At 63.7% G+C, this 26,646-nt stretch carries 32 protein-coding genes; 17 read left to right on the forward strand and 15 right to left on the reverse strand.

Annotated elements, in window-relative coordinates:
* Positions 1-81: 81 nt before the first annotated feature.
* Positions 82-2,004, forward strand: a complete 1,923-nt coding sequence (locus X907_RS03860; RefSeq protein WP_127565727.1) for an AsmA family protein — start codon at positions 82-84, stop codon at positions 2,002-2,004.
* A 36-nt stretch (positions 2,005-2,040) separates the two neighbouring features.
* Here the strand turns inward: X907_RS03860 and X907_RS03865 are convergent, their stop codons facing one another.
* Positions 2,041-2,253 carry a helix-turn-helix transcriptional regulator gene (locus tag X907_RS03865; RefSeq protein ID WP_127565728.1) on the reverse strand — a complete coding sequence of 71 codons (213 nt, stop codon included), beginning with the start codon at positions 2,251-2,253 and terminating at the stop codon, positions 2,041-2,043.
* Positions 2,246-2,674, reverse strand: a complete 429-nt coding sequence (locus X907_RS03870) for a DUF2178 domain-containing protein (protein WP_127565729.1) — start codon at positions 2,672-2,674, stop codon at positions 2,246-2,248. Before X907_RS03870 ends, X907_RS03865 begins: the two co-directional genes overlap by 8 nt.
* Before the next feature lie 198 nt (positions 2,675-2,872).
* On the opposite strand from X907_RS03870, the gene X907_RS03875 reads away from it, so the two are divergent.
* The 10 genes from X907_RS03875 (at position 2,873) to der (ending at position 10,303) form a co-directional block, all read left to right on the forward strand.
* A complete protein-coding gene (locus X907_RS03875) occupies positions 2,873-3,202 on the forward strand; it encodes a PadR family transcriptional regulator (protein WP_127565730.1) in 330 nt (109 codons plus the stop codon).
* Positions 3,199-3,756, forward strand: coding sequence for an HAAS signaling domain-containing protein (locus X907_RS03880; protein ID WP_127565731.1), 558 nt, complete (start codon positions 3,199-3,201; stop codon positions 3,754-3,756). Before X907_RS03875 ends, X907_RS03880 begins: the two co-directional genes overlap by 4 nt.
* 70 nt (positions 3,757-3,826) lie before the next feature.
* A complete protein-coding gene (locus X907_RS03885) occupies positions 3,827-4,411 on the forward strand; it encodes an NnrU family protein (RefSeq protein WP_127565732.1) in 585 nt (194 codons plus the stop codon).
* 93 nt (positions 4,412-4,504) lie between these two features.
* The gene (locus tag X907_RS03890) at positions 4,505-4,861 is read left to right on the forward strand and encodes a DUF6249 domain-containing protein (RefSeq protein WP_127565733.1); all 357 of its coding nucleotides are present in this window, start codon (positions 4,505-4,507) and stop codon (positions 4,859-4,861) included.
* Between the two features lie 27 nt (positions 4,862-4,888).
* On the forward strand, positions 4,889-5,431 hold the full coding sequence (locus X907_RS03895) for an RNA polymerase sigma factor (RefSeq protein WP_127565734.1): 543 nt from the start codon (positions 4,889-4,891) through the stop codon (positions 5,429-5,431).
* Complete coding sequence (locus X907_RS03900) at positions 5,428-5,766, forward strand: hypothetical protein (RefSeq protein ID WP_127565735.1); 339 nt, start codon at positions 5,428-5,430, stop codon at positions 5,764-5,766. Before X907_RS03895 ends, X907_RS03900 begins: the two co-directional genes overlap by 4 nt.
* A gap of 67 nt (positions 5,767-5,833) precedes the next feature.
* The gene (gene panB / locus X907_RS03905) at positions 5,834-6,661 is read left to right on the forward strand and encodes a 3-methyl-2-oxobutanoate hydroxymethyltransferase (protein ID WP_127565736.1); all 828 of its coding nucleotides are present in this window, start codon (positions 5,834-5,836) and stop codon (positions 6,659-6,661) included.
* An 83-nt stretch (positions 6,662-6,744) separates the two neighbouring features.
* On the forward strand, positions 6,745-7,503 hold the full coding sequence (locus X907_RS03910; protein WP_127565737.1) for a tetratricopeptide repeat protein: 759 nt from the start codon (positions 6,745-6,747) through the stop codon (positions 7,501-7,503).
* The gene (locus tag X907_RS03915; RefSeq protein ID WP_127565738.1) at positions 7,500-8,915 is read left to right on the forward strand and encodes an outer membrane protein assembly factor BamB family protein; all 1,416 of its coding nucleotides are present in this window, start codon (positions 7,500-7,502) and stop codon (positions 8,913-8,915) included. Before X907_RS03910 ends, X907_RS03915 begins: the two co-directional genes overlap by 4 nt.
* 23 nt (positions 8,916-8,938) lie before the next feature.
* Positions 8,939-10,303, forward strand: coding sequence for a ribosome biogenesis GTPase Der (der, locus tag X907_RS03920; RefSeq protein WP_127565739.1), 1,365 nt, complete (start codon positions 8,939-8,941; stop codon positions 10,301-10,303).
* 553 nt (positions 10,304-10,856) lie between these two features.
* Here der and X907_RS03925 read toward each other — a convergent pair.
* From X907_RS03925 to X907_RS03960, 8 genes are read right to left on the reverse strand one after another with little or no spacing between them, the layout of a single operon-like run.
* Positions 10,857-11,573, reverse strand: coding sequence for an SDR family NAD(P)-dependent oxidoreductase (locus X907_RS03925; RefSeq protein WP_127565740.1), 717 nt, complete (start codon positions 11,571-11,573; stop codon positions 10,857-10,859).
* Complete coding sequence (gene purF, locus X907_RS03930; protein ID WP_127565741.1) at positions 11,570-13,048, reverse strand: amidophosphoribosyltransferase; 1,479 nt, start codon at positions 13,046-13,048, stop codon at positions 11,570-11,572. The genes X907_RS03925 and purF overlap by 4 nt, the downstream gene beginning before the upstream one ends.
* Before the next feature lie 20 nt (positions 13,049-13,068).
* Positions 13,069-13,662 (reverse strand): CvpA family protein, encoded by a 594-nt coding sequence (locus X907_RS03935; protein WP_127565742.1) that lies wholly within the window; start codon positions 13,660-13,662, stop codon positions 13,069-13,071.
* A 10-nt stretch (positions 13,663-13,672) separates the two neighbouring features.
* A complete protein-coding gene (gene radA / locus X907_RS03940) occupies positions 13,673-15,043 on the reverse strand; it encodes a DNA repair protein RadA (RefSeq protein ID WP_127565743.1) in 1,371 nt (456 codons plus the stop codon).
* 29 nt (positions 15,044-15,072) lie between these two features.
* Positions 15,073-15,822: an ABC transporter ATP-binding protein gene (locus tag X907_RS03945; RefSeq protein ID WP_373870261.1), complete on the reverse strand. Its 750-nt coding sequence runs from the start codon at positions 15,820-15,822 to the stop codon at positions 15,073-15,075.
* Between the two features lie 7 nt (positions 15,823-15,829).
* Entirely contained in the window at positions 15,830-16,603 is a 774-nt protein-coding gene (locus X907_RS03950; RefSeq protein WP_127565745.1) for an MlaE family ABC transporter permease, read from the reverse strand.
* The gene (alr, locus tag X907_RS03955) at positions 16,600-17,691 is read right to left on the reverse strand and encodes an alanine racemase (protein ID WP_233352513.1); all 1,092 of its coding nucleotides are present in this window, start codon (positions 17,689-17,691) and stop codon (positions 16,600-16,602) included. The genes X907_RS03950 and alr overlap by 4 nt, the downstream gene beginning before the upstream one ends.
* Positions 17,657-19,129: a replicative DNA helicase gene (locus tag X907_RS03960; protein ID WP_233352514.1), complete on the reverse strand. Its 1,473-nt coding sequence runs from the start codon at positions 19,127-19,129 to the stop codon at positions 17,657-17,659. The genes alr and X907_RS03960 overlap by 35 nt, the downstream gene beginning before the upstream one ends.
* A 195-nt stretch (positions 19,130-19,324) precedes the next feature.
* Here X907_RS03960 and X907_RS03965 point away from each other — a divergent pair, with 195 nt between their 5' ends.
* Positions 19,325-19,879 (forward strand): RNA polymerase sigma factor, encoded by a 555-nt coding sequence (locus tag X907_RS03965; RefSeq protein WP_127565747.1) that lies wholly within the window; start codon positions 19,325-19,327, stop codon positions 19,877-19,879.
* Entirely contained in the window at positions 19,872-20,246 is a 375-nt protein-coding gene (locus X907_RS03970; protein ID WP_127565748.1) for a DUF6768 family protein, read from the forward strand. The genes X907_RS03965 and X907_RS03970 overlap by 8 nt, the downstream gene beginning before the upstream one ends.
* Here X907_RS03970 and X907_RS03975 read toward each other — a convergent pair.
* Positions 20,243-20,722 (reverse strand): GNAT family N-acetyltransferase, encoded by a 480-nt coding sequence (locus X907_RS03975; RefSeq protein ID WP_170175453.1) that lies wholly within the window; start codon positions 20,720-20,722, stop codon positions 20,243-20,245. The genes X907_RS03970 and X907_RS03975 overlap by 4 nt on opposite strands.
* 82 nt (positions 20,723-20,804) lie before the next feature.
* Between X907_RS03975 and X907_RS03980 the strand changes: the two genes are divergently transcribed.
* Positions 20,805-21,017 carry a DUF6768 family protein gene (locus X907_RS03980; protein WP_127565750.1) on the forward strand — a complete coding sequence of 71 codons (213 nt, stop codon included), beginning with the start codon at positions 20,805-20,807 and terminating at the stop codon, positions 21,015-21,017.
* A gap of 50 nt (positions 21,018-21,067) precedes the next feature.
* Here the strand turns inward: X907_RS03980 and X907_RS03985 are convergent, their stop codons facing one another.
* The 4 genes from X907_RS03985 to rpsF all read right to left on the reverse strand — a co-directional run bounded on the left by X907_RS03985 (position 21,068) and on the right by rpsF (position 24,259).
* Entirely contained in the window at positions 21,068-22,765 is a 1,698-nt protein-coding gene (locus X907_RS03985; protein WP_127565751.1) for a methyl-accepting chemotaxis protein, read from the reverse strand.
* Positions 22,766-23,033: 268 nt separating this feature from the next.
* Positions 23,034-23,627, reverse strand: coding sequence for a 50S ribosomal protein L9 (gene rplI / locus X907_RS03990; RefSeq protein ID WP_127565752.1), 594 nt, complete (start codon positions 23,625-23,627; stop codon positions 23,034-23,036).
* A gap of 11 nt (positions 23,628-23,638) precedes the next feature.
* Positions 23,639-23,896: a 30S ribosomal protein S18 gene (gene rpsR, locus X907_RS03995; protein ID WP_127565753.1), complete on the reverse strand. Its 258-nt coding sequence runs from the start codon at positions 23,894-23,896 to the stop codon at positions 23,639-23,641.
* A 12-nt stretch (positions 23,897-23,908) separates the two neighbouring features.
* Entirely contained in the window at positions 23,909-24,259 is a 351-nt protein-coding gene (rpsF, locus tag X907_RS04000) for a 30S ribosomal protein S6 (RefSeq protein ID WP_127565754.1), read from the reverse strand.
* An 814-nt stretch (positions 24,260-25,073) separates the two neighbouring features.
* On the opposite strand from rpsF, the gene X907_RS04005 reads away from it, so the two are divergent.
* The 3 genes from X907_RS04005 (at position 25,074) to fabD (ending at position 26,646) form a co-directional block, all read left to right on the forward strand.
* Positions 25,074-25,325, forward strand: a complete 252-nt coding sequence (locus tag X907_RS04005; RefSeq protein WP_127565755.1) for a type II toxin-antitoxin system ParD family antitoxin — start codon at positions 25,074-25,076, stop codon at positions 25,323-25,325.
* Positions 25,318-25,608, forward strand: coding sequence for a type II toxin-antitoxin system RelE/ParE family toxin (locus X907_RS04010; RefSeq protein WP_127565756.1), 291 nt, complete (start codon positions 25,318-25,320; stop codon positions 25,606-25,608). The genes X907_RS04005 and X907_RS04010 overlap by 8 nt, the downstream gene beginning before the upstream one ends.
* 84 nt (positions 25,609-25,692) lie before the next feature.
* Entirely contained in the window at positions 25,693-26,646 is a 954-nt protein-coding gene (gene fabD, locus X907_RS04015) for an ACP S-malonyltransferase (protein ID WP_127565757.1), read from the forward strand.

Genomic DNA, 26,646 nt, shown 5'->3' on the forward strand with positions numbered 1-26,646 from the left:
CACACCGCCATCTGACGCCGCAGGGGAACCGTGCGCCGCCTTGCGCGCTTAGTTCATACGTGTCCGCTGTTCGGTTCCGTCATGTTCGTGCGCATCCTTGCCGGCCTTGTGGCCATCATCTTCGCGGCGTGCCTTGCCCTGGTTCTGGTGATCCAGCTGGCGGGGTGGGACTGGCTGCGCGGTCCGGTGGAGGAGCGCGTGTCGCGCGCGCTCGACCGGCAGGTGACGATCAATGAACCTCTGGAGGTGCGGTGGCGGTGGAATTTCGTGCCCCGCGTCCGCTTCGACAGTGTCACCATTTCCGATGAAGACTGGACCGGGGACGACCACTTCATCACGCTGGAGCGCGCGGTAGCCGACGTGGCCCTGCTCGACCTGCTGCGTGGACGGGTGAATTTGCGTGAGGCCTGGATCAGAGGCCTTGAACTGCGCCTCAGCGTGGACGAGGAGCGTCGCAATAACTGGGGCCTTGGCCGGGGCGACGGGCAGGGCAGCATCCCCATCGTTGGCGCACTGCATCTCGTTGAAAGCCAGGTGATCTACCGCAACGCGGCGCGAGAGGTGTCCTTTACCGCGGATCTCGATTCGGTTGTCGCCGAGGACCAGGAAGGCGCAGACCGCACCGCGATCTCCGGCGAAGGCGAAATGCGCGGCCGTCCGTTGAGCTTCACCGGCGAAGGCGACGGGGTGATGCGCCTGCGCGATCCCGATCAGAGCTTTGCCTTCCGGCTTGACTTAGAGGGCGGCGAGACCCGCTTTGCCTTTGACGGACGGCTGGGCCCACGCGGCAGTTTCCGCCAGATTGCGGGCGCGCTGGCGCTGCGCGGGGAAAACCTGCGTGAGATTCACGACTTTACCGGCATACCGGCGCCGGACACCTCTCCCTATGATCTGACGCTGGACCTGGCGCGGGTGGATGATGTCTGGCAGGCGCGCAATATCGAGGGCGTGGTGGGCGATAGCGATCTCTCCGGCCAGCTCGATTACGACACCGGCAGGGACCGTCCCTTTGTCGACGCCGAACTGACATCGGATTCGCTCGATTTCAACGATATAGGCATGCTGATCGGCGCGCCGGCCATCGATCCCGACGATATGAGCGAAAGCGCTTTGCGGCGGGCGCAGGCCCGCGCCCTGCGTGATGAGGGCCGCATCTTTCCGCGTGCCACGCTGGCCGTGGAGCGTATCTCCGGCGTGGACGGGCGGCTGGTGTTTGAGGGGCGTGAGGTGACCGGCGCAGGCCAGGCCCTGACCGAAGTGTCTACGGTGATCACGCTTGACGACAGGGTGCTGCTCTTCGAGCCGCTGGAGTTCGGCTTCCGCGGCGGCAGGCTGATCTCGCGGGTGGAGGTGAATGCGCGCGGTGAAGACACCATCACCTCCGCCGACGGCACGTTCTCGGGCATCCGGCTGGAGGATTTCATCCCCAATGAGCGGATCGAGGGGACATTCTCCGGTGATATAAGCCTCGTCGGGACCGGCGACAGCATCCGCCGCGCCATGGCCACGTCAAACGGCCGCATCCGGGCATTACTGGACGAGGGCTCCATCTCGCGGCGGACGCTGGAGCTGATCGGGCTCGACCTGCTCAACTACATCTTTGCCAGCGACGAGACGGTGGCGACCTCTTGCGGCGTGGCCGACATCGTGGTCACCGACGGCATAGGCGAGGCCGAAACGCTGCTCGTGGCCACGCCCGACAGCCAGATCCATGGCGAAGGCCGGTTCGATTTCCGGCGCGAGCGCTTTGATCTGAGGGTGCAGGCCCGCGATACCAGCCCGAATATCGGCTCGCTGGGCGGACCGATCAATATTGGCGGCACGTTCCGCGACCCGGACATCTCCCCCGATGACGAGACCTATCTGCGCGGCGCAGCCACGGTCGCTCTTGGCGTCTTTCTCACCCCGCTCGCCGCTGTGCTGGGCACGGTCCAGATCGACACCGTGGATGGCGGCGTGTGCGAACGCCTGCTGGGTCAGGCGGATGCTGCGGAGGGTGAGTGAGGGCGAGGCCGTCACAAATCTGAGGCTAGCGCGGCGCTACCGCTCCCAGGGGAATACGTCTTCAATGGATTTGCCGAACACGTCGGCAATCCGGTAGGCGGTCTCCAGCGTTGGCGAGTACTTGCCCGCCTCGATGGCTGCGATGGTCTGGCGGGTAACGCCGACGCGCTTGCCCAGGTCCGACTGCGTCATCTCCCCGGCCAGAAAGCGCAGCGTCTTCACCTGATTGGTCAGCTTTGGCTCAGACACGCCAGCCCCTCCGATAGCTGGCCACCACCACCCTGCAGCTGACGATCTCTGCAATGACGATCACGAGTATCGTGGCCTGGACGATCTCCCATTCCGTCGCGCCGAAAGGCATCACACACCCGACGAGGATCATTCCCGCCAGCAACACGCCATAGGCCACAGAGCGGGCATGGCTGCGGATCGCGCGGTCGCGCTCGTCCGGCCTTGTCTCTTCGCCGGGCTCACGCCGGCTGCGTGCCACCAGGGCGTTGATACCAAGCGCGAGTCCGGATGCTGCCGCCGCGGCTGTCAGAAGGCCGAGGCGGGTGAACAGGCCCACCTCCCCTGCCGCTTCGAGAACTGTGATCACGACGAAATAGCCGCCGTAAAACAGGGTCAGAGCCCCCAGCCATACCCATGAAAACTGTTCGCGCTCGCTCATTTTCAACCTCCAAATTGGCCAAGTATGTAATTCATTGCGAACATGACGTTAAAAATATATAACATCAAGTGAAAAATTATTGCCTTCAATCGGAGGTGGGCTTTGCGCAGGGCTGGCTTGTGCGTGAACGTTGCAATTACGTGGAATTGCCAGCTAGATACGGACAGGCAGGGCGCTCTGGAAACAGCACGGCTAACGATGAATCTCGATTCCTGGAAATCCCAGATGCGCAAGGGAGCGGCGGAATTTGCCGTATTGTCCGCCCTGCGTGACGGGGAGCTTTATGGCGTGGAGCTTGTCGCGCGCCTGACCGGGGCAGACAGCGTCGGCCTGTCGGAGGGCACGGTTTATCCGCTGCTGCGCAGGCTACAGTCAGACGGGCGTCTGCAGGCCCGGTGGGAAGTCAATGACAACGCGCCTCCGCGCAAATATTATTCGCTGACCAAGGCGGGCCGGGAGGCGGTTGATGGCATGGCCGGGTTCTGGAGCGAATTCCAGACGCAGCTTAATCTGATCGTGAGGGCATGATGGGCAATCAGCAGCAAGATATAACAGCCTACGCAGCCGCATTGCGCGCCGCGCTGAAATCAATGCCGGAGGATGACCGCAGCGACATCGTTCAGGAGGCCTGCACCCATCTTGAGGCCAGCGCGCAGGCCGGACGCCTGGAAGCGACACTGGCCGCTTTCGGCTCTCCTGAGACCTATGCCAGCCAGTTTCTGGAAGTGTCCGCTGGCGCCAGTGCCGAAGAGCGCAGCGTGTGGACAGCAGCGGGCAGCTTTCTCGGCAGTGTCGTGATGGGCCTGCTCGCCGTTCTCTTTGTCGCGGTAGCTGTCATCGACATTCTGGTGCCGGCCTTCGGGATCTGGGTCAATCCGGCCTCTGGCGCGGTCTATTTCGGCCTTGCCGGCATGACGTCGAGGGCGCAGGAGCTTGCAGGCGCCTGGCTGTCCCTGGCATCTCTCGCGGCGGCCCTGGCAACAGCTCTGCTCAGCTATGTGTCCGCCCGGGCGGCTCTCCGCGAGGCGGGCCGTTACATGAAAGCCTCATCCCGGACTTCACCTGTTTCCGGTACACGATAAGCCTCTGCCGGTTCCGCGCGCTTTGCCTTAGGGTTGCACCGAGACGATTCACGTCGCTGGGAGCGGGCTGATGGAATTCCTGATTGTCGGACTGGTACTGTTTCTGGGAATCCACTCCGTACGTCTCATCGGCTTGCGCGGGCCGATGATCGCGGCGATGGGGCAGGGCGCGTATTCGATTGTCTACTCGCTGGTCAGTGCCATTGGCCTCGCCCTCATCGTTTACGGCCACATACTCGCCCACCCGTCGACAGCGGTCTGGGCGCCGCCCGAATGGACCCGGACCCTCGCCCTGGTCCTGGTGCCGGTCAGCATTATCCTGATCGTGTCGGCCTATCTTCCCGGCCATATTCGCTCGGCGCTGCGCCATCCGATGACACTGGGCATCCTGTTCTGGGCCGCGGCGCATCTCATCGCCAATGGCGAGATCGCCAGCTTCATCCTGTTCGGCGGTTTTGCGGTCTGGGCGCTGCTGACCCTCGTCAGTGCCTATGCCCGCGGAGGCAGCTTTGCGACCGAGGGTAAATGGGCTGCCGATGCGGTAGCACTGGTTATCGGCCTCATCGCCTCGGGGCTGCTGGCCTGGTTCCACATGGAATTATTTGGCGTTGCCGTCGTCGAATTTGCATCCGATCCCTACGCGCCCGGCATCTAGTCTTCATCAGGTGCCCGGCAGTCGGGTGCCACCGGGAGACTTCCGATGGACGAAACTGTTTTTATACCGATCTCTTTCTTCATGGCTGGTGTGATGATCGTGCTGATCGCGGTCGGCGCGGCTGTGATCAACCGCTTCAACCTTCACGAAACGGTCCGCGAATCCCTGCGGCAGGGAAAGAGCCTTGATGCAGATGCCATCAAGGCGCTCGGCGCGCCGAAAAAGCAGGGTCGAGGCAACGACCTCAAATCTGGCATGATCCTCATCGCCGTCGCGGCCGGCCTGGTGGTGATGGGTTATATGTTCGGCCAGACGATGCCGGTGCAGGATGGCGAGCCGGCGCCCGTATTTGTCTTTGCCGGCATTGCCGCCATCCCCGGCTTTATCGGGATCGTGCTGGCCGGTTTCGGCCTGTTCCAGAAGAAGCAGCCAGACAGGGCGGCCGATTGACCGGCAAAAGCCTCCGGGTAACGCGTCATGTCTGAGACAGACGAAGCGCTCGTCGCGCGTGTGTTAGCCGGCTCGGACCGGCGTGCCTTTGGCACGCTGGTCTCGCGCCATCAAAGCGTGGTGCGCGGATTGCTGGCCCGCCTGACCGGGGGCGCGCCGGAAGCCGATGATCTGGCCCAGGAAACCTTCGTGCAGGCTTGGCGGCGCATAGACACCTATCGTGGTCAGGGCAGTTTCAGGTCCTGGTTGTGCCAGATCGCCTATAGCCGTTTCCTGATGGGGCTGCGCAAGCAGAAATCGCACCAGCGTTTGCTGGACACAGCCGCGCGCGAGCCTGAACCCTCATCAGTATCTGCAGGGCAGGCGGGCGCCCGGCTGGATCTTGACCGCGCACTGGCCGTGCTGGGCGATGACGAGCGCGACTGCGTTGTGCTTTGCTACGCGGCAGGGCTGAGCCATGCGGACGCCGCAACTATTACCGGCCTGCCGCTGGGGACGGTAAAATCCCATGTCAGCCGGGGCCGTGCCCGGCTGAAGGACTGGTTTGACAGACAGGAGAGTGCGGCATGACCCGATCAGATGACCTCTTCGAGCAGGAGCTGCTTGGCCGGTTCGAGGCCATGTCGCCGCTGCCTGACGACGCCTTTACGGCGAGTGTCGTTGCTGCCTTGCCGCGCACCGGCTGGCTGCGGCCGGTGATTCTGGTGCTGGCCGGCATGCTTGGCGTGCTGGTGGCCAGCTTGCAGCTGCCCGAACTTGTATTCGCGATGGACAGGATTGCGGCGGGTCTGGGCGTTGCGGCTATTGACACGATGGGCGCACAGGCTCTTGCCATGGGCATTGTTGCGGTGGGGCTGGGGGCTGTGACGCTGGTGCTTTTCCGGCGTGGGAATCTGACCTTGTGAGGCGGCCAATTTGTGCGATTGCGAACTTGGGTTAGCGTGCCGGCACCTGCCAAGCACGGAGTAGCTCATGTCGGCCCAGAACCCTGCCCCCGTAAAACGCATTGGTGTGCCGGACATCCGGGCGCGCAAGGGGGGCGAGCCGCTTGTTTGCCTCACGGCCTATGATGCGCCCACGGCGCGCCTGCTCGATCCGCATTGTGATGTGCTGCTGGTTGGCGACTCGGTCGGGATGGTGGTTCACGGCCTGCCCAACACGATCCCGGTCACGCTGGACATGATGATCCTGCATGGCCAGGCGGTGATGCGCGGGGCCAGCCGGGCGATGGTGGTCGTTGACATGCCGTTTGGCAGCTACGAGGCCTCGCCGGAGCAGGCCTTCATGAACGCTGCCCGGATATTGCGCGAAACGGGCGCACAGGCGGTGAAGCTCGAAAGCGGTGTCTATATCGCCGATACCATCCGCTATCTGGTCGACAGGGGCGTCCCCGTCATGGCGCATGTGGGCCTGCGTCCGCAGGCAGCGCTTGCAGAAGGCGGGTTCAAGGCCAAGGGGCGCAGTGAGGACGAACGCGCCCGGGTGCTGAACGAGGCGCGGGCCGCTGATGCGGCCGGCGCTTTTGCCATCGTCGTCGAGGGCGTCGCGGAGGACCTTGCTGCAGAGCTGACAGGAGTTGTTGCTGCGCCAACCATTGGCATTGGTGCATCGGCCAGTTGTGACGGGCAGATTCTCGTCACGCCCGACATGCTGGGCCTGTTCGACTGGACGCCGCGCTTTGTGAAGCGTTATGCCGATCTCAAAGGGCTGACCGAGGACGCCGTAAAGGCCTATGCGGACGATGTGCGGGCCCGCCGCTTCCCCGGACCGGATCAGGTCTACCGCATTACACGCGCCTAACGCGGCTTGCGCGTATTGCGGCGGCCCTGCAGGGCCGCTAGGGTCCGCCGGATATTGAACCGGCATGAATTGCGAGGCGGGCCTTGGTCGACGTTTTCGACGAAGTAGAAGAAGAACTGCGCAAAGAGCGCTATATGCAGATGCTGCGCAGCTGGGGCCCGTGGGTGCTCGGCGCGGCGGTGGCCGTCATTGCGGGTGTTGCGGGCTATCAGGGCTGGCGCGCCTGGCAGGATAATGAGAGCGCGCAGGCCTCAACCCGGTTTGCAGAGGCTCGCACCCTGCATGAGGCCGGGCAGACAGAAGAGGCCATCAGCGCCTATGCTTTGCTCGCCAGTGAAGGCCCGCGCGGCTATGCAACCCTGGCTCTTCTGCACCAGGCCGCCCTGGCCAGCGAAGCGGGCAATAACGAGGAAGCGGCGCGCCTCTACGACGAGGCTGTCCAGCGTTCGCCTGTTGCCCTCGTCAGGGACCTCGCCCGTTACCAGTCTGCCGTAGCCGGCTTTGACACGCTGTCCAGCGATGATCTGGCCCTTCGCCTGGATCCGCTGGTGTCTGGTGGCAGCGGCTTTGCCCTGCTGTCCCGCGAGCTGATCGGCGCAGCGGCGCTGCGCGACCAGCGGTGGGCCGAGGCGCGCCGCCATTACGAGTTCGTGCAACTGTCCATTGATGCCTCCGAAGCCATGCGTACCCGGGCGCGTGATGCTCTGGCGGTGATTGCGCGTGAAGCGCCTGAGGAAGTGCCCGCCGAAGACTCCGCTGATGAACAGGTGGACGCTGCAGGTGCCGCCGCCACGCCCGATACGGCAGAGGCGGCTACTGAGGAAGAGGATACTGTCGAATGACTTCTACCCTTCGTATCGCCGTGCTGGCGGCGCTGGCGGGCAGTTTTTTGCTGGCCGGTTGCTCTGCCGGTGAGCAGCTGTCCCGGCTGAACCCCTTCTCCGGGGGAGGCCGAGACGACCCCAACGCGCCGCCGCGCGATCAGCGCGTGCCGGTTCTGGGCGTCGGCGAAAGCCTGGAAGTCAGTGGAGACGGCCGGGTTAACCTGCCGCCTGCCTATGTGAACGACCGCTGGCCCCAGCCGGACGGTTTCCCGACCCATTCCATGCAGCACACGCAGGCGCGCGGCAGCCTGCAGCGCATCTGGCGCGTGGATATCGGGGCCGGTTCCAGCCGCGACCGCCGCATCAATGCCCGTCCGGTCGTGCTGGACGGAACGGTTTATACCGTCGATGGCGATGGCCGCGTGACAGCCACCAATGCCGAAACCGGCGCGCGCCAGTGGCAGGTTCGCCTGACCGCCCGGGACGACGCCGAAGGTGGCGGCATTTCGCTGCCGATTCCGTTTATCGGCCGCGAAGGCGGCGGACCGGACCGCTATGCGTTCGGTGCCGGCATCGCCGTTGATGGCGGCCGCGTCTATGTTCACACAGGGCGCCGCTTCCTGGCTGCCCTGAATGCCTCCAACGGCGAAGAGATCTGGCGCGAAACGGCGCTCACGCCGCTGATCGCGGCACCTACGGTCGCAGACGGGCGCGTTTACTCGATCACCCATGAAAACGAGCTGATCGCCTTCGACGCCTCGTCCGGCAACATCCAGTGGACGCACCGGGCGATTGCCGATTCTGCGCGCCTTCTCACGGCGCCCAGCGTTGCGGTCCTCGGCGATGTCGTCGTCGCGCCGTTCAGCTCCGGTGAGCTGATCGCGCTGCGTGCGCAGAACGGAACGGTTCTGTGGAGCGACTCGCTCACGCGCGCCGGCGGCCTCACGCCCATGTCCTCGATCAATGACATCGCCGGATCGCCGGTGATCGGCGGATCGGAAGTCTACGCGCTGAGCCATTCAGGCATCATGGCGTCGTTCGACATGCGCACGGGCGAACGCAACTGGACACAGCCTGCCAGCGCCCTTCATGCGCCCTGGCTGGCCGGCAATTACCTGTTTGTGCTGACCAGTGAGGCGCAGCTGGTGGCGTTCGAGCGTCAGACGGGCAACGTGGTCTGGATTACCCAGCTTGAAGCGTTCCGCAATGAGCGCCGCCGCCGTGACCGCATCGCCTGGGCTGGCCCTGTGCTGGCGGGTAACCGCCTGCTGGCCGCATCCTCGCGCGGTGACCTGGTTATCATCAACCCGGCCGATGGCTCGGTTCAGGAACGGCGCAGTCTCGGTGATCCGGTGTTTATCGCCCCGGTCATTGCCAATGAGACGGTGTATATCGTGACCGATAGCGGCCGCCTGATCGCGCTGCGATAGAGAAAGGTACGGGAGCCTCTCCCATGTCTCCCGAACGTATAGCCAGCCTTGCCATTGTCGGCAGGCCCAATGTCGGCAAGTCCACCCTGTTCAATCGCTTGGCAGGCAAGCCCCTTGCCATGGTCGATGACCGGCCCGGCGTCACGCGCGACCGGCGCGAGGCGCGCGGGCGGCTGGGCGATCTCGAGCTGCGCCTGGTCGATACGGCCGGCTATGAGGACAAGGAAACCGGCATCGAAGTGCGCATGCGCCAGCAGACCGAGATCGCGCTGGCCGAAGCCGATGTCTGCCTGTTCCTGATCGATGGCCGGGAGGGCGTTACTGCGCTCGACCAGCGTTTTGGCGAGCTGCTGCGCCGTGCCTCCAAGCCAGTCATCCTTCTGGTCAACAAGGCCGAAGGCAAGCAGGGCGATGAGGGCATTCTGGAAGCCTGGAATCTGGGGCTCGGCGAACCCATCCCCATCTCGGCGGCCCATGGCGAGGGTATGGGCGATCTCTATCAGGCCATCCGCGCCGCGCTTGGCGAGGCAGGGATAGATGATGGGCCTACGCCCGATACCGATGAGGAGGAAGGCGCGCCTTTGCGCATTGCCGTGGCGGGGCGGCCCAATGTCGGCAAATCCACCCTCATCAATGCGCTGATCGGTCAGGAACGGCTGATTACCGGGCCGGAAGCGGGCCTGACGCGCGATGCGATCGCCGTCGACTGGCTATGGGATGGTCAGCGTGTGCGCCTCCACGATACGGCGGGGCTGCGAAAGCGCGGCAAGGTGGATGACCGGCTGGAGCGCATGAGCGCCGCTGACACGCTCCGCGCCATCAAGTTTGCCGAAATCGTACTTTTGCTGGTCGACGCCGAACACCCGCTCGAAAAGCAGGATCTCACCATTGCTGACCGCGTGGAGAGCGAGGGGCGTGGCCTGATCGTGCTCGTCACCAAATGGGATCTGGTCAAGGAGAAGCAGGCGATGCTTGCCGAGCTGCGCGAGGAGTTCGAGCGCATGCTGCCGCAGGTGCGCGGTGCGCCGCTCATCCCTGTGTCGGCGCTGACCGGCTTTGGCCTCGACAAGATCATGCCGGCGGTCGTGGCCCTGCACAAGAACTGGTCGGTGAAGGTCAAGACGCGCGACCTCAATGACTGGCTGGCCGAGATGGTGGCCCGCCACCCGCCGCCTGCGGTGGACGGCAAGCGCATCCGCCCCAAATACATGGCCCAGACCAAGGCTCGCCCGCCCACCTTCGTGCTGATGGCCTCGCGGGCAGGAAAACTGCCCGACAGCTACAAGCGCTATCTGGTCAATGGTCTGCGCGAGGCGTTCGAGCTGCCGGGCGTACCGATCCGCCTGATCGTGAAGGCGGGCAAGAACCCGTATGCGGATAAGGGGTAGGGGAAAAACCCACTCGCCCTCATCCTGAGGGGCTTCGTCAGAAGCCGTCTCGAAGGGCGAGGGCGCTCGACCCGAAATGACCAATGCCGGTTATGATTTGCGGTGTCTCCCCCCGTTCACGGGGGGAGTGCCGCGAAGCGGCGAGGGGGGAACTCATAATAAAACATCCCCCCTCCGTCTCGCTTGCGCTCGACACCTCCCCCGTAAACGGGGGAGGACATCCCATCTTTTCCTGATGCTCCGCACATTCGTGCGTCGCTGCGGGCAATCCCCGATCAAGCCGGGGGTTCGCGGAACATCGCAACGCGGATGCGTTGCGGAACCAAAAGAGGCATGGGTTCCCCGGACGGCTAAAGCCGCCGGGGAATGACAAGGATTGGCGTTTTCCGGCCAAAAAGTTCTGATCAGCCGAAAAAGCGCACAAGTCTGCGCCTGTCCCGGCCTGCAGGGCTGTGACGCCGCGTCGTATCAACGCCATAGGATACCACACACCGCACTTATCCGGCGGGCCGGGTCTGGTGGTATATTCGTATATGGGACGGCAGAGCGCGGGTTACTGGCCAGCCCTTACCACTTCGCCATGGCGGGCCTCGGCAGGCGAGGACAGCTCCACGATCAGCGGCGTGACGGTTTCCGGCAGCGGCACGCTTTGCGGGTCTTCGCCCGGCACGGCGCGGGTGCGCATGGCGGTGCGCATGCGGCCCGGATCGAGAAGGTTCACCCGGATAGCGCCGCCAGCAAGCTCTGCGGCCCAGCTTTTCACCAGCGCCTCAAGGCCTGCCTTCGACGCGCCATAGGCGGCCCAGTAGGCGCGCGTCTGCGCGCTGTCAGACGTGGTGACGAACACGGCGCGGCCAGCGTCTGATTTGCGCAGGAGCGGCTCGAATGCGCGGATCAGGCGGGCCGGGGCGACGAGGTTCACCGCCAGCACTTCGTTCCAGGTCTTGGACGGTATCTGATGGGCGGGCATCAGCTTGCCGAGCGCGCCGGCATTGGCCACCAGAATGTCGAGCTTGCCCCAGCGTTCGGCGACGGCTTCGGCCAGCTTCTCGATGCCGTCCGGTGCCATCAAATCCATCGGCACCAGCGTGACAGAGCCGCCAGCCGCGCTGATTTCATCATCAAGCGCTTCCAGCCCGCCGCGCGTGCGGGCGGTGGCGATAACGTGTGCGCCGGCAGCGGCAAGGGCCTTGGCCGTGGCATGGCCAAGGCCGCGCGAGGCGCCGGTGACGAGTGCCACGCGCCCGGAGAGGGAGTTGTTTTCGGTCATGCGTCCACGAGCAGGGAAAGTTGCTGGTCCTTGGCGGAGCTGGCCCGGTCGCGGTCTGCGAGCCGGGTGGGATACTCGCCGGTGAAATAATGGTCTGCCAGTTGCGGCTGGTCGTCATTGCGCGGTGCGTCACACACCGCCCAGTAGAGGCCCTCGACAGACAGGAATCCGAGGGAATCGCATTCCAGCAGCGTGCGCATGCGCTCAGGATCATGGCTGGCCGCCATGAGTTCCTCGCGCATCGGCATGTCGATGCCGTAAAAGTCCGGGTGGGTGATGGGCGGGCAGGCCGAGCGGAAATGCACTTCGGTGGCTCCGGCCTCGCGTACCATGCGCACGATTTTCTTCGAGGTGGTGCCGCGCACGATGGAATCGTCGATCAGCAGGACGCGCTTGCCCTTCAGTACAGCAGCATTGGCCGCATGCTTGCGCCGTACGCCCAGATCACGCTTGGCCTGTGTCGGCTGGATGAAGGTACGGCCCACAAAGTGCGCGCGGATAATCCCCAGATCGAACGGCTTGCCGATCTTCTCGGCATAACCCAGCGCCGCAGCGATGCCGCTATCGGGAACCGGCACGACCACATCAATGTCGGCGGGCGCTTCTTCGGCAAGCCTGCGTCCCATGCGCTTGCGCGCGTCATAGACAGACCGCCCCGCAATCACCGAATCAGGCCGGGCAAAATAGATATACTCAAAGGCACAGGGGCGCGGCGGACGCGCCGGCGCGTAGCGCACGCTCTCAATGCCATTATCGCTGATGATGACGGCCTCGCCCGGCTCGATCTCGCGGATCAGGCGCGCACCGATCATGTCCAGCGCGCAGGTCTCGCTGGCGAGGATCACCGCGCCTTCCAGCTCGCCCATCACGAGCGGCCGGATGCCGAACGGGTCGCGTGCGCCAATCAGCTTGTCATTGGAAATGGCAACCAGCGCGAAGGCGCCCTCGACCTGTTTGAGCGCATGCAGGAGCCGGTCAGCCGATTTGGTCTTGCGCGAACGAGCCGCCAGCTGCAGCACGACTTCAGTGTCGGACGTGGACTGGAAGATGGCGCCAGCCTGCACCAGCTCCTCGCGCAGTATGCGCGCATTGGTCAGATTGCCGTTATGCGCGATGGCGAGCCCGCCGCCGCGTACATCGGCGTAAAGCGGCTGCACATTGCGCAGCACCGGCGCGCCGGAGGTGGAATAGCGCACATGCCCGATAGCCATGGAGCCTGCCAGCTGGTCGAGCCTTACCGGATCGGTGAAATGATCGGCGACCAGCCCCTGATGGCGCTCCGAGTGGAAGCGGCCATTATCATAGCTGGTGATGCCGCACGCTTCCTGACCGCGATGCTGCAGGGCCTGCAGGCCGAAAGCGGCCAGTACGGCGGCCTTGTCGGCGCCGCGCACCCCGAACACGCCGCATTCTTCGCGCGCTCGGTCGGTTACCGGATCATAGGTGAGGGTCGGCAAAGGGGGCGATGCGGGCATCCGAACCTCGATAGAAGCGGCTAATCGGGATTTGTGGACCGGATAAGCCTGTCCAGAGCCTCGCGGTCAAGGTCTTCATCAGTGGGCGGTGCATCTGGCGCTTCACTTTCGCGTGCGCCTTCGGCCCAGGAGCCTTCCGGAGCAAGGCGTTGCAGCAGCGTCGCTGTAGCATTGGCCAGCGGGTATATGCGCGCGCCCTGCAGCCATTCGGGCTGTGCGCCCGGCAGGGTGTTGCGGAACACCAGCACGAACAGGCCCAGAAGGACGAGGCCGCGCACCAGTCCGAAAACGAATCCCAGCGAGCGGTCGATGACGTTCACGTCCTCGCCTGCCTTGGCATTGGGCTGCAGGGAGGAGGTGACGAAGCTGACCGCCAGATAGACCAGGATGAACACGCCCGCGAGGGCAATGATGTTGGCGATCAGCGGCGAACCCAGCAGGCCTTCCAGCAATCCGGCAAAGACCGGACGGCTCCAGAGCGCGGCCAGCGCGGCGGCGACAAAGGCGGCAATGGTTAGCGCCTCACGCACGAAACCGCGCATGAGCGCCAGTATGCCTGACACGAAAAGCACCAGAAGTGCGAACAGGTCAAAGCCTGCAAGACCGGCTTCCATCGCAATCCCCCTATTGCGGTCCCGGATCGAGCCGGGAGACCAGTGTATGCACTGTATCGATTCCCGTCACCTCCAGACCCGCGCCTTCGACGCCAGCCGGTACAATCGCGCGCGAAAAGCCCAGCTTTGCCGCTTCTTTCAGGCGTGCTTCGGCCCGGCCTACCTTGCGCACTTCGCCTGATAGCGCGATCTCGCCAAACACCACGCCTTCAGCGGGCAGGGCGACATCAAAGGCCGAGGAAATCAGTGCCGCAGCCACGGCGAGATCGGCGGCGGGTTCAGCGATTTTCAGCCCGCCTGCAACGTTCAGATAGACATCCTTGCCGCCAAACCCCAGCCCGCAGCGTGCCTCCAGCACGGCCAGCACCATGGCAAGGCGCCCCGAATCCCAGCCCACCACGGCCCGGCGCGGCGTGCCGAAGGCTGCCGGCGCCACAAGAGCCTGTATCTCGGTGAGGACCGGGCGCGTGCCTTCCATGCCGGCAAACACGGCGGCGCCCGGCGCTGCGCTGCCGCGCCCATCGAGGAAGAGGGCAGAGGGGTTGGCGACCTCGCCAAGCCCGGCATCACTCATCTCGAATACGCCGATCTCGTCGGTCGGGCCGAAGCGGTTCTTCACGGCGCGCAAGATTCGGAACTGATGCGAGCGCTCACCCTCGAAATAGAGCACCGCATCGACCATGTGCTCGACCACGCGCGGGCCGGCGATCTGGCCATCCTTGGTGACGTGGCCGACAAGGATGACGATCGTGCCGCGCTTCTTGGCGAAGCGCACCAGCTCCTGCGCACAGGCGCGAACCTGGGCGACCGTGCCCGGTGCTGCGGCGAGCTGGTCTGACCATAGCGTCTGGATGGAATCGAGAATGGCGATGGCGGGCGGCGCGCTTTTCAGCCCGTCCAGAATGCTTTCCAGCGACGTTTCGGCCGCCAGCTCGACGGGCGCGTCGGCCAGCCCGAGCCTGCGGGCGCGGCGGCGCACCTGATCGGCGGCCTCCTCGCCAGAGATATAGACGGCGCGCTGACCCACCCGCGCCAGCCGTGCTGCGGCCTGCAGGAGAAGCGTGGATTTGCCGATACCGGGATCACCGCCCACCAGCACGGCAGAGCCGGGCACCAGCCCGCCGCCTGCCACGCGGTCAAATTCGGCCATGCCGGTTTCAAACCGGGCGGGATCATCGGTGGCACTGCCCAGATCCACCAGTTCGAGGCGCGCCCGGCGGGAGCCGGTGCGTTTGGGCGCGCTGGCCTGCGTGCCCAGAGGCGCTGACTGGGTCTCTTCCTGCAGCGTGTTCCATGAGCCGCAATCATCGCAGCGCCCGGCCCATTTGGCATGGACCGCCCCGCAGGACTGGCAGACATAGACGGTGTCGGAACGGGCCAAATCAGGTCTCCGGCTGGCGCCTGGGCGGTTTAGTCGTTGATAGACCGGCCTTGCACGAAGGCGCACACGGCTGGGTCGGCGCAGGCATCGATGCCATCCAGCCCGCCGCGCCAGCGTATCTTGCCGTCCTCGATCATCGCCACCTCGTCAGCAATCATGCGCATGGAGGCCATGTCGTGGGTGATGGTGACGGCGGTTGCGCCCAGCGACTTCACCTGCCGCACGATCAGCCGGTTGATGACGTCTGCCGTGACCGGATCAAGCCCGGTGGTCGGCTCATCAAAGAACAGGATGGCAGGCCGGGTGACGATGGCGCGCGCCAGGGATGCGCGTTTCAGCATGCCGCCGGACAGCTCGCGCGGGGCGCGGTTGGCGACATCGGGTTCAAGGTCCACCTGCTCCAGCGCCTCGATCGCGCGGGCGCGCGCTTCGGCGCGCTTCATCTTGTGGGCTTTCAGCAGTTTGAACGCGACATTCTCCCAGACGGTCAGGGAGTCAAACAGCGCGCCGGACTGGAAGAGCATGCCGATCTGGTCAAGACCGGGATCAGACGGGTCGCCGGGGCGGACCTTCTGGCCGTCAATCTCGACATGGCCCTTGTCCGGCGCGATCAGCCCCAGAGCGGTCTTGATCGTCACCGACTTGCCGGTGCCCGATCCGCCGATAATGACCAGCGATTTGCCCTCGTAAGCTTCCAGCGACAGCCCGTCGAGCACGGTCCGGTTGCCGAAGCGCTTGGTGACATTCTTCCACGCGATTTTGACGGTGCCGCTCATCATCGCCCCCTTACACAAACATCGAGGTGAGGATGAAATTGGCGGCGAATATCAGCATGGCGGCTGACACCACCGCATGGGTGGCCGCCCGGCCAACCCCTTGCGCCCCGCCTTGCGCGTGATAGCCGTGATAGCAGCCCATCAGGGTCAGCAGAAAGCCGAACACGGCCGCCTTGATGAGGCCGGAGATCACATCCCAGCGTTCAAGAATGTCTGCCGAATTGCGCACATAGACGGTCGGATCAAATTCCAGCGTTGTTACGCCGACCAGAAACCCGCCGAATATGCCGATCACGTCCGCCACCAGCACCAGCAGGGGCAGCACGACGATCCCGGCCAGCACGCGCGGCACCACAAGGAAGCGCATCGGGTCGATGGTCAGGGTGTGCAGGGCATCAATCTGCTCGGTCGCGCGCATCGCGCCAATCTCCGCAGCAATGCCCGAAGAGACCCGCCCGGCCAGCATCAGCGCGGCAATGACCGGGCCGAGCTCGCGCACAATGCCAAGGGCCACAATGTTGGGCACAAAGCTTTCCGCATTGAAGCGTTCGCCGCCGACATAAATGTTCAGCGCCAGTGCCGCGCCCGTAAACAGCGCCGTCAGGCCCACCACAGGCAGGGACAGAAAGCCGATGCGCACCAGCTGCTGGGTGAACTGGCCGAAAAAGAACGGCCCGATAATGGCGCGCAGGCTGAGGCCGGCGAAAATCGCGATCGCACCGATGGACCGCAGGAGTGACAGCACACCTCGGCCAAGGGCTCTGACGGGATTAAGCAGTGTCATTGTCCGCGATACTCACGTTTCAGCCGGCTGCCGAGCCGGACCAGTAATTCATAGCCGATCGTGCCCGAGGCTCCGGCCACGGGTCCAAGGTCTTCCCCGTAGAACTGCACGCGTCCGCTTGCGCGGGCAAGGGCCTCGTGCCCGGTAATGTCCAGCGCCGTCAGATCCATCGACACCATTCCGGCAACCGGAACAGGGTGGCCGTCAAGCCGGGCTGTGCCGGACTGCCAGGCCGCGCGGGGCAATCCGTCAGCATAGCCGAAACCGGCAATGGCGACCGTGCGCTCGCTCTGCGCAACATAGCGCGCCCCATAGCCGATGGTTTCGCCCGGCGGCACTGTGCGCACCTGCAATATCGGCGCATCGACATGCAGGACGGGCCGGAAAGGCTCGGCCCTCTCGCTGGCCGGATTGACGCCGTATAGGCCGACGCCGGGGCGCACCAGGTCGAAATGATAGTCTGGTCCCAGCAGCACGCCGCCCGTATTGGCAAGGCTGGCAGGAATGCCCGGGAAGGCTTTCAGGACGTCATGGAAGCGCTCAAGCTGGCGTGCATTCATCGGATGATCTGGCAGGTCGGAGCACGCCAGATGGCTCATCACGAGATGCAGGCCAGCCTTGTGGGCTGCGGGCAGGGCGAGCGCTTCGCCCACGTTAAGCCCCAGCCGGTTCATGCCGGTATCGACATGCAGGGCAAACGCCCCGCTGCCCTCATCGTGAAACGCCTGCAGGCTTTCCAGCGATCCGATTACCGGGGTCAGGCCATGGCGCGCATGAAGCGCATATGTACCTGGCTGATAGCCGTTGAGAACATAGACCGTGACAGATGGGCCAAGGGCCCGGCGCACCGCAGCGCCTTCTTCCGGTGTGGCGGTGAAGAAATCGCGGCAGCCCGCATCACGAAGGCAGGTGGCGATCCTGTCTGCATCCAGCCCGTAGGCATCCGCCTTCACCACCGCAGCGCAGCGCGCGCCCGCAGCCAGCTCTGCCAGCACGGAATAATTATGGCGCAGAGCCGCCAGATCGATGACGAGGCGCGCCGGTTCTCCGGCGCTAGTCGCGGCTGGAATAGCGTCCTGAGTCTTCAAGATCGGAGAATTTGGTCCGCTCAGGGTCAAACGCCACCTTCACCGCGCCAATCGGGCCGTGGCGCTGCTTGCCAATGATCACTTCGGCGAGATTGCGGATCTCGCGCATTTCATCTTCCCAGCGGAGATGTTCTTCGCTGCCTTCTTTAGGCTCGGCACGCTCAAGATAATAGGCCTCACGGTAGACGAACATCACAACGTCGGCATCCTGCTCGATGGAGCCGGACTCGCGAAGGTCAGACAGCTGGGGCTTCTTGTCATCGCGCTGTTCGACCTGACGGGAGAGCTGGGAGAGCGCGATGACGGGAATATCTAGCTCCTTGGCGAGCGATTTGAGCGCCATGGTGATCTCGGAGATTTCCTGCACCCGGCTTTCACTGCGCCGCGACCCGCCTGTAATCAGCTGGAGATAGTCGATAACCAGAAGCTCAAGGCCGACGGTACGTTTCAGCCTGCGCGCGCGCGCAGCCAGCGCGCCAATCGAGATGCCGCCTGTATCATCGATATAAAGCGGAACCTCCGAGATCTCGCGCACACCGTCATTGATCTCGCCAAACTGGTTCTGGTCGATGCGGCCCTGCCGGATCAGATAGCCGGGAATGCCGGTATAATCGGCGATCAGACGCGTCGCGAGCTGCTCTGAGCTCATCTCCAGCGAGAAGAAACCGACCACGCCGCCCTTGCCCTTTATGACCCGGCGCTTGCCGTCAGGGCCTTCCTCGAACTCGGCGGCGCGCGCCACCGCGAATGCGATATTCGTTGCCAGTGCCGTCTTGCCCATGGAAGGGCGGCCCGCGAGGATGATGAGGTCAGAGCGGTGAAGCCCGCCCAGCTTCTCGTCGAGCGTCCTCAGGCCTGACGCAATCCCTGACAGCTGGCCGCCGCGCTTGTAGGCGGCGGCAGCCACTTCCAGCGATTGGGCCAGTGCAGCAGAGAAGGGCTGGAAGCTCTTCTGCGCCGTGCCTTTTTCGGCCAGGCTGAACAGCTCGCGCTCGGCGTTTTCGATCAGGCTGTTGGCATTGCCCTGCTCGCTTGTGTCGCGGGCCTGGGAAGAGATGGTTTCGCCAATCGCGATAAGCTCGCGGCGCAGGGCCAGCTCGTAGACCAGGCGCGCGTATTCCGGTGCGCTGACACTGTCAGGCGCCTCACGCATCAGATCGACCAGATAGACCGGGCCGCCCAGCTGTTTGAGACCGTCATCGTCTGCGAGGCGGTTTTTCAGCACGACGGCGTCTGCCAGCGCCCCGCTGCCGATCAGTTCGCGCGCCTTGGCATAAAGCCGGCCATGAAACGGGTCGTAGAAATGCTCTGGCAGCAGCCAGTCGGAGACCCGGTTGAATATCTCGTTATCGTAGAGAAGACCGCCAAGGAATGCCTGCTCCGCCTCGATATTGTGGGGCGGGCTGGTCCCGTCTCCGCCATCACTGGCGAAGCTCATGTCTGCGGTTTCTGCGGTCATGGCGCTGGTGATAGCGGATCGGGGCTGGCTATGCGAGCGCTCAGCCGCGCGGTGATGTGGAGCGATTCGTTCACTCTGTAGAAAACTAGCCGTCGTCTGTGGAAAACTTCATGCCGATTGAACCGGCCCCGCATTGCTGCGCACCTTTATCCTGAACGTGTGACAGGAAGCCCGATGCGCAAGCCCGCCGACTATGCCCTGGATGCCTTTCTGGCCGCCGCTGCGCGGGCCGGAGACAGGGATGCGATGCGCCAGCTGGCAACGCGCTGGTATCCGCTGCTCACCGCCCATGCCTGGCGGCTGACAGGCGATCACGAACTGGCCGCCGACGCCGTGCAGGAGGCGTGGCTGGAGATACTGCGCGGGCTTGGCGGCTTGCGTGATGACCACGCCTTTGCCGCCTGGGCCTACCGGATCACGACGCGGCGTTGCGCCCGTCTGATCGCGCGGCGCCAGTCAGACCGGCGGCTTGCGCGGGCCGTGGAGGCCGAGCCGCGTGAGCCGGGCGCAGAGGACACACACGATGAGGGTGATGGCGCGCGGGTAAAACGGGCCATGGCAGATTTGCCGCCCGATCAGCGCGCAGCAATGGCGCTGTTCCACTTGCAAGGATTGAGCGTGGCGGAGACCGCCATCGCTCTGGACGTGCCGGCGGGCACGGTGAAGACCCGCCTGATGCATGCGCGGCGCAAGCTGCGCGACAGTCTCGAAGGAGGCAGAAATGAGTGATGTGGACCGCCTGATCGAACAGGCTCTGGACGATGAAGACCGCGCCCTTCGTAAGGCGCTGGGCAAGGAGCCGGGGTTTTTCAATCTCGCCTTCGGCCTGTTCTCCGGGCCGCGCGCCTGGGTGAACTGGATTTTGATGGCCGCGCAGACCGCGCTGTTTTTCATCGGTGTTTGGTTTGCCTGGCAGGCCTTCAGCGCCGAGGCGGTAGCCGACATTCTGCGCTTTGGGCTGTCAGCCTCGACGCTGCTGCTGGCAGCGCTGATCCTGAAGCTCTCCATGGTGCCGGTGATGATCGAAAACCGGCTGGTCACCGAAATCCGCCAGCTGGAACTGCGTATCGAGCGGATGCGCTCAGAGCGCGCCTAGGGTTTTCCTGCCTGAGCAAGCTGGAGCGTCATGTAATGATGCTCCAGCGTCACGCCGTGCAGGTTTACGGTTTCGGTGCGCACTAACTGCCAGTTACGTTTGGCGAGGAAGCGGCGCGCAAGATGACTGGCGTGAACGGACAGACCGGCATGACCGTTTGAGACCGCGCGCTCCAGAAGCGCGTCATGCAGCGCGCCAGCCGTACCGCGCCTGCGCTGATCGGGCCGCACGAACAGCATGTCGAGATGGCCGTTTATCTGCAGGGCGGCAAAGCCCAGAGCGCCGCTATCGCCGACAGCAACAAGACAGGTCTGATCCTTCAGGCGATCATGCAGGGCAGACGGGTCCGTGATCCGCGCTGCCCACGCCTTCCTCTGTTCGATCGTGTAAAGGGGCGCACTGCCTTCCAGAACCGCGCTCTGGAAGATCGCCTCCAGGTCGTCGGCATCAGCACGTGTGTAATCTCGTATCAGCACGGGTCTCATCCTTCTCCGGCAAGAAAAAGGGCGGCCCCTTTAACAGGCGCCGCCCCAGATCTTGCAACAGGCATGGCGTGACGTGCGAGAACTATTCCTCGTCGCGATCCCCGCCACGCTCTTCAGCGCCGAGGCGGTGGCCGACATTCTGCGCTTTGGGCTGTCAGCCTCGACGCTGCTGCTGGCAGCGCTGATCCTGAAGCTCTCCATGGTGCCGGTGATGATCGAAAACCGCCTCGTCACCGAAATCCGCCGGCTGGAGCTGCGTATCGAGCGGATGCGGGCGGAGAGCTGAGACGCTGCGGCGCGCAAGGAGGTGTTTCGCCATCCTTGCGCGCCGTCCGGTTAAGCGGCCGCCTGCACGTCGCGGATATAGCGCTGGATGTCGCTCTTGATCCGTTCCGAACGCTCGGCAACCTGGGAAGCGGTCATGGCCAGCTGGTTGGCGGCTGCTGCGGTGGTACCCGCCGCCTGCTCCAGCCCGCCCAGCGAGCGGGATACCGCTTCGGCGCCTTGCGCCGCCTCGTTGACATTGCGGCTGATCTCGCCGGTCACGGCCACCTGCTCCTCGGCAGAGGAGGCGACAGCGGTCGAGATCTGGCTGACCTCGTCAACCACCTGCTCGATGCTGCGCACCGCCGTCACCGCAGTCTCGGTGCCTTCCTGGATGGCACGGATCTGCTCGATAACCGTGGCGGTTGCCTTCTCGGTCTGCTCGGCAAGCTGCTTGACCTCGTTGGCCACGACCGCGAAGCCCTTGCCGGCCTCGCCAGCGCGAGCTGCCTCAATGGTGGCGTTGAGGGCCAGCAGCTTGGTCTGCTCGGTCACAGCACCAATGAGAGAGGCGACCTCGTCGATGGCCGACGCTGCCGTCACCAGCGTATCGATGCGGGAAATCGCTTCGTCCACTTTCGTGGTCGCAGTTTCTGCGACGCTGGAGGTGCGTGCGATCTGGGTTGCGACCTCCTTGATGGAGCTTGATAATTCCTCTGCCGCGCTGGCGACGGTCTGTACATTGGCCGAGGTCTGGGTGGTGCTGGCAGAGACGGTCTGTGTCTCCGCCGAGCTTTCCTCTGCGGTGGACGCCATGGACTGCGCGGTTGCCTGAAGCTCCTCGGCCGCGCTGGCAAGAGCGGTTACGGCGTCATCAATCTCTGCTTCGAAAGTCTGGGTGAGGGCGTTGACCCGTTCAGCCTCAGCCAGCTTGCGTTCGGCCTCTTCGCGCTGGTGGCTGGCAGCTTGCCGTGCAGCAAGCGCATTATCCTTGAACACCTCAAGCGCCGTATTCAGCTTGCCGATCTCGTCGCCACGCCCCGTTTCCTCAATGACGATATCGAGATCACCCTGGGCTAGGCGGCTCACGCGTTCGATGGAGCGGCCGAAGGGCTGGCCGATTTCCCAGCGGCCGATATAGAAGCCGACGCCCACGCCGATGACGAGACCGGCAAGGCCGCCCACCATCAGCAGGAGGCGCCCGGCATCGGCAGCCGTCGAGACTTCTGCGGTAACTTCAGTGCCAATATCATCAATGGCGCTGATATATGCCTCGATGATTTCGGTAACCTCATTGGCCGTCTCCCGGGACGTGCGGACCTGATTGATCAGACGCTGCTGTGTATCGGTGAGCTGGGTATCGGATGCTGCACGCGCGAGCGCCAGCGTGGCGTCGACTTCGCGTTGATAGCTATCGAGGCTGGACTGGATGCGGGTCAGATTGCCCGACAGGGCCTCTGGTGATACCGCGCGTGCACGATCCATCGCGTTGTCGAACTGGTTGCGTGCCGCCGAGATGCGTTGTTCCACCTCGGTAATCTGACTGGGATCGGCGGCCACCAGGTACTGCATGCGGCCCACCTCGCCGACGGTGGCGCGCATGCGTGCTGCTGCGCGCACGATGGCGGTTGTTTCGTCCACCCGTTGGACGCCGCTGCGCGCCTGACTGAGTGTTACCAGTCCCGCTGCGGCCACTGCGGCCAGGCTCACGCCCATGATGCTGATGATGACGAGCAATTTGCCCATCATCGATACGTTGGAAAGTTTCATCGTCCCGCCTCCTGGGTCATGTTTCAACAGGCGTTCAGCAAGGCGGCGAATTGGTTTCGCGCATATTAACTTTACGCCTGAAATTCAGAATAAAAATATTCCAAATTAAAAGTATTCTATAAAGAATTAGGCGACCTTATCGCCTCGCAATATTGAATGCATATTTATATTTTTCTCTAAAGTTCGCAATCGTCGCAATCAGAAAAAAGGGCGGCCCCTTTGCAGGAGCCGCCCTTCATTCTTTCCGCCGGTGAGGGCGCGAAGAGGACTATTCCTCGTCGCGGTCCCCGCCACGCTCTTCAGCGCCCTCGGCAGAGGCTTCGGAAAGCTCGGCCGCTTGCGCATCGGCAAGGGCGCGGTCTTCTTCCGCCGCTGCGGCGATGACGTCTTCACCCTTGGCCTGACGCTCAGCCTCTTCAGGCGTACGCGCCACGTTGATGGTGATGTCGACGGTCACTTCCGGGTGCAGGACAACGCGCACAGAGTGTACGCCCAGCGTCTTGATCGGGGTGTTGAGATCGACCATGGCTCGGGTCACGGTCAGGCTGTCGCTGGAGGCCGCTTCCGCGATGTCGCGCGAAGCAACCGATCCATAGAGCTGGCCGGATTCGGACGCCTGGCGGATCAGCACGAAGCTGGCACCGTCCAGGTGCTCACCTTCGGTGCGGGCCGCTGCGGCACGCTCGGCATTGCGCTTTTCAAGAAGCTCACGCTCACGCTCGAAGCGGGCCATGTTGGCCTCGGTTGCGCGCAGCGCCTTTTGCTGCGGCAGGAGGAAGTTGCGGGCAAAGCCGGGGCGGACACTGACGACATCGCCAATGGTGCCGAGCTTTTCCACGCGCTCAAGAAGAACAACTTTCATGGGTTTCTCTCCTAATCGAGCGCGTAGGGCAGAAGGCCCATATAGCGCGCGCGCTTGATGGCGCGGGCCAGCTCGCGTTGCTTCTTGGCGGAGACCGCCGTGATGCGCGAGGGGACGATCTTGCCGCGTTCGGACATGTAGCGCTGAAGCAGCTTCACGTCCTTGTAATCAATGACCGGCGCGCCTTCACCCGAGAACGGGCAGACTTTCCGGCGGCGGGCAAACGGACGGCGCACAGGCGCGCCGATTGTGGGGATATCGCTAGCCATGGATCGTATCTCCTACTGGCGGTCGCGGCGCTTGCGCTCTTCGCTCTTGCGAAGAACGGCGGACGGCTCTTCGGAGAGCTCTTCCAGGCGCACGGTCATGTAACGGATCACGTCATCGGAATAGCGCTGACGGGAATCGATGGCTTCGAGCACGTCTGCGCCCGCTTCCATGTCGATCAGGCCGTAATGACCTTTGCGGTTCTTGTGCATGCGGTAGGCCAGGGTGCGAAGACCCCAGTACTCGGTCTTGCCGACCTTGCCGCCTTTTTCCTCGATGAGGGCTTTGAGCTCCTCAAGGAGGCTTTCCACCTGCGCCGGAGACACGTCCGGGCGGGCAACGAACACGTGTTCGTAGTATGCCATGTTAAGTCCCTGTTTTCTGTGGCTGCGGCACGGTCCCTGCCAGGGAAGGCAGCGCCCGTGATGGCTCTGAAAAGGCCCGCCCCGACACCATGTCAGGAACGGTGATGCCCACCAGACCGCAGCCGGTGAAGGCGCGGGACATACGCTATCAGCGCCCAAAGGGCAAGCGGGAGGGGCGGGAGGGCGCGCGTACGTGTTGAAGCGGTAAGTCACATTGGTCGGGCTGGCCGCTCGGGTCATACTGACAATGGCTTCTGCCATGCGGGATGAACGCTCTCAGATTGCCTCTCAGCGCGCCGTAAATTCAATCCTGAAAAAGCGAAATATATAGACGCTATATTTGGCGCTTTAGGAAATCACCAATAGCATCAAGTTGCTTTATTTTGTATTCAGAATTACGTTTATTTAATCTTATGTCATAATCAGAAAGATAATGCCATATTATTTCAGGGCATTCTAATTTGTTGGATTGGATATAATTGATTATATCTTTCGATAGTTCTAGCCATTCAATTTCATTCGAATGAGGTTCAATTTCGGCTTCATACAGCATGCGAAGCAAATTAATACACCTACTGTCTAACTTCATTGCTTTTCCAATTTATTGTGGTGAAGCGCGGTCAGCGTCAGCTCGACATCATGCATCAGCGCGCCCGGCTCAGCAAACTCAAGCCGCGCCACGGGTCAACTTGTCCTGAAGCCTCATAAACAGCGCCTCGGAGCCCCGAGTAAGATGCGTTGACGGGCCAAACGGCTCCCTACCCCGCTGTACCAATTTCTGGTAATCTGTGTGCGTCAAACAAGGATCACGTGCATGAGCCGCAACACCTCCATCGCCCTGAATGACCAGCTGGCGCGCTATATCGACGAGCAGGTCGCTTCTGGCCGCTATGGCTCTGCAAGCGAGGTCGTGCGGGCGGGACTGCGTCTTCTGCAGGAGCGTGAGGCGCGGCTGTCGGCGTTGCGGCATGCTCTGGAGCAGGGCGAGCAGAGCGGCCCCGCCGAAGCTGTTACGCGCGAGCAGTTCGTCGCGGCGATGCGTGCCAAAGCAGCGGCAAATGGCTGAATTCCGGCTGCGTCCGGCTGCACGCGCTGATCTTGAAGGCATATGGCAGGACACGGCAGAGCGCTGGTCAGCGCAGCAGGCCGAAACCTACATCTCCCTTCTGTTCGATGCCTTTGCGGCCCTCGCCGATTTCCCGCTTTCCGGGCAGGATGCCAGCGACATCCGCGAGGGCTATCGCCAGCGGTTGTGCGGGTCGCACGTCATCTTCTACCGGCCTGAGGGCTATGGTGTGGAGATCGCGCGTGTGCTGCAAAGCCACATGCTGCCCGACGCGCATTTCTAGCCCGCCGCACCACGCCCCGGCTTGCCTTCCCCATCCCTCACGGTCTATCCGGGCAGGCAATGAACCATAAGGGAGGACGCCTTCATGGCGCTTGCATTCATCTTTCCAGGCCAGGGCAGCCAGGCCGTCGGCATGGGCCGGGAGCTGGCCGAGGCATTCCCGGCAGCCCGCGCCGTCTACGAGGCGGTCGACGAGGCGCTGGGCGAAAAGCTCTCCGCGCTGATCTGGGACGGGCCGATCGAGACCCTCACCCTTACCCAGAACGCGCAGCCCGCTTTGATGGCCACATCGCTAGCCGTGATGGCGGCGCTGAAAGAGGGGTTCAGCATCGACGTGACGGCGGCGAAGTTTGTCGCGGGCCATTCGCTGGGCGAATATTCCGCGCTGGCCGCAGCCGGGGCCCTGTCCATTGACGATGCGGCGAAACTCCTGCGGCTGCGCGGCCAGTCCATGCAGAAGGCCGTGCCGGTGGGGCAAGGTGCGATGGCGGCCATTCTCGGCGCTGAGGAAGCTCAGGTGCAGAAGGCCGTCGAGGCGGGCTCTGCCGCAGGTGTGGTGCAGATTGCCAATGACAATGCGCCCGGCCAGATCGTGATCTCCGGCGCGAAGGAAGCGGTTGAGGCCGCCATCGAGGCGGCCAAGGCCGACGGTATCCGCAAGGCGATGCTGCTGCCCGTGTCCGCGCCCTTCCATTGCACGTTGATGCAGCCCGCCGCCGATGCGATGGCGCAGGCGCTGAAATCGGCGGCCATCAAGGCGCCTGCCGTGCCGGTCATCACCAATGTCACCGCCGGTCCGGTCAGCGATCCGGAGGCCATCCGCGCCCAGCTGGTCGAGCAGGTGACGGGCCGCGTGCGCTGGCGCGAAAGCGTGATCTGGATGGCAGGCGAGGGCGGCATCACCCGTTTTGCCGAGGCCGGCGCAGGCAAGGTGCTATCCGGCATGCTCAAACGTACGGTGGAAGGGGTTGAGGGCGTGGCCCTCAACGGCCCGGCTGATCTGGAAGCCTTTGCTGCCTCACTGAAAGGAAATGCGTAA

It is taken from the genome of Glycocaulis alkaliphilus (assembly GCF_004000605.1).
In the GTDB taxonomy this organism is placed as follows: Bacteria; Pseudomonadota; Alphaproteobacteria; order Caulobacterales; family Maricaulaceae; genus Glycocaulis; species Glycocaulis alkaliphilus.

What these genes read in the sequence shown, in the direction of transcription:
- X907_RS03860 (WP_127565727.1), top strand. Translation starts at nt 82, where the DNA reads ATGTTCGTGCGCATCCTTGCCGGCCTTGTGGCCATCATCTTCGCGGCG.
- X907_RS03870 (WP_127565729.1), bottom strand. Translation starts at nt 2,674, where the DNA reads ATGAGCGAGCGCGAACAGTTTTCATGGGTATGGCTGGGGGCTCTGACC.
- X907_RS03875 (WP_127565730.1), top strand. Translation starts at nt 2,873, where the DNA reads ATGAATCTCGATTCCTGGAAATCCCAGATGCGCAAGGGAGCGGCGGAA.
- X907_RS03880 (WP_127565731.1), top strand. Translation starts at nt 3,199, where the DNA reads ATGATGGGCAATCAGCAGCAAGATATAACAGCCTACGCAGCCGCATTG.
- X907_RS03885 (WP_127565732.1), top strand. Translation starts at nt 3,827, where the DNA reads ATGGAATTCCTGATTGTCGGACTGGTACTGTTTCTGGGAATCCACTCC.
- X907_RS03890 (WP_127565733.1), top strand. Translation starts at nt 4,505, where the DNA reads ATGATCGTGCTGATCGCGGTCGGCGCGGCTGTGATCAACCGCTTCAAC.
- X907_RS03895 (WP_127565734.1), top strand. Translation starts at nt 4,889, where the DNA reads ATGTCTGAGACAGACGAAGCGCTCGTCGCGCGTGTGTTAGCCGGCTCG.
- X907_RS03900 (WP_127565735.1), top strand. Translation starts at nt 5,428, where the DNA reads ATGACCCGATCAGATGACCTCTTCGAGCAGGAGCTGCTTGGCCGGTTC.
- panB (WP_127565736.1), top strand. Translation starts at nt 5,834, where the DNA reads ATGTCGGCCCAGAACCCTGCCCCCGTAAAACGCATTGGTGTGCCGGAC.
- X907_RS03915 (WP_127565738.1), top strand. Translation starts at nt 7,500, where the DNA reads ATGACTTCTACCCTTCGTATCGCCGTGCTGGCGGCGCTGGCGGGCAGT.
- der (WP_127565739.1), top strand. Translation starts at nt 8,939, where the DNA reads ATGTCTCCCGAACGTATAGCCAGCCTTGCCATTGTCGGCAGGCCCAAT.
- X907_RS03925 (WP_127565740.1), bottom strand. Translation starts at nt 11,573, where the DNA reads ATGACCGAAAACAACTCCCTCTCCGGGCGCGTGGCACTCGTCACCGGC.
- purF (WP_127565741.1), bottom strand. Translation starts at nt 13,048, where the DNA reads ATGCCCGCATCGCCCCCTTTGCCGACCCTCACCTATGATCCGGTAACC.
- X907_RS03935 (WP_127565742.1), bottom strand. Translation starts at nt 13,662, where the DNA reads ATGGAAGCCGGTCTTGCAGGCTTTGACCTGTTCGCACTTCTGGTGCTT.
- X907_RS03945 (WP_373870261.1), bottom strand. Translation starts at nt 15,822, where the DNA reads ATGATGAGCGGCACCGTCAAAATCGCGTGGAAGAATGTCACCAAGCGC.
- X907_RS03950 (WP_127565745.1), bottom strand. Translation starts at nt 16,603, where the DNA reads ATGACACTGCTTAATCCCGTCAGAGCCCTTGGCCGAGGTGTGCTGTCA.
- X907_RS03960 (WP_233352514.1), bottom strand. Translation starts at nt 19,129, where the DNA reads ATGAGCTTCGCCAGTGATGGCGGAGACGGGACCAGCCCGCCCCACAAT.
- X907_RS03965 (WP_127565747.1), top strand. Translation starts at nt 19,325, where the DNA reads ATGCGCAAGCCCGCCGACTATGCCCTGGATGCCTTTCTGGCCGCCGCT.
- X907_RS03970 (WP_127565748.1), top strand. Translation starts at nt 19,872, where the DNA reads ATGAGTGATGTGGACCGCCTGATCGAACAGGCTCTGGACGATGAAGAC.
- X907_RS03985 (WP_127565751.1), bottom strand. Translation starts at nt 22,765, where the DNA reads ATGAAACTTTCCAACGTATCGATGATGGGCAAATTGCTCGTCATCATC.
- rplI (WP_127565752.1), bottom strand. Translation starts at nt 23,627, where the DNA reads ATGAAAGTTGTTCTTCTTGAGCGCGTGGAAAAGCTCGGCACCATTGGC.
- rpsR (WP_127565753.1), bottom strand. Translation starts at nt 23,896, where the DNA reads ATGGCTAGCGATATCCCCACAATCGGCGCGCCTGTGCGCCGTCCGTTT.
- rpsF (WP_127565754.1), bottom strand. Translation starts at nt 24,259, where the DNA reads ATGGCATACTACGAACACGTGTTCGTTGCCCGCCCGGACGTGTCTCCG.
- X907_RS04005 (WP_127565755.1), top strand. Translation starts at nt 25,074, where the DNA reads ATGAGCCGCAACACCTCCATCGCCCTGAATGACCAGCTGGCGCGCTAT.
- X907_RS04010 (WP_127565756.1), top strand. Translation starts at nt 25,318, where the DNA reads ATGGCTGAATTCCGGCTGCGTCCGGCTGCACGCGCTGATCTTGAAGGC.
- fabD (WP_127565757.1), top strand. Translation starts at nt 25,693, where the DNA reads ATGGCGCTTGCATTCATCTTTCCAGGCCAGGGCAGCCAGGCCGTCGGC.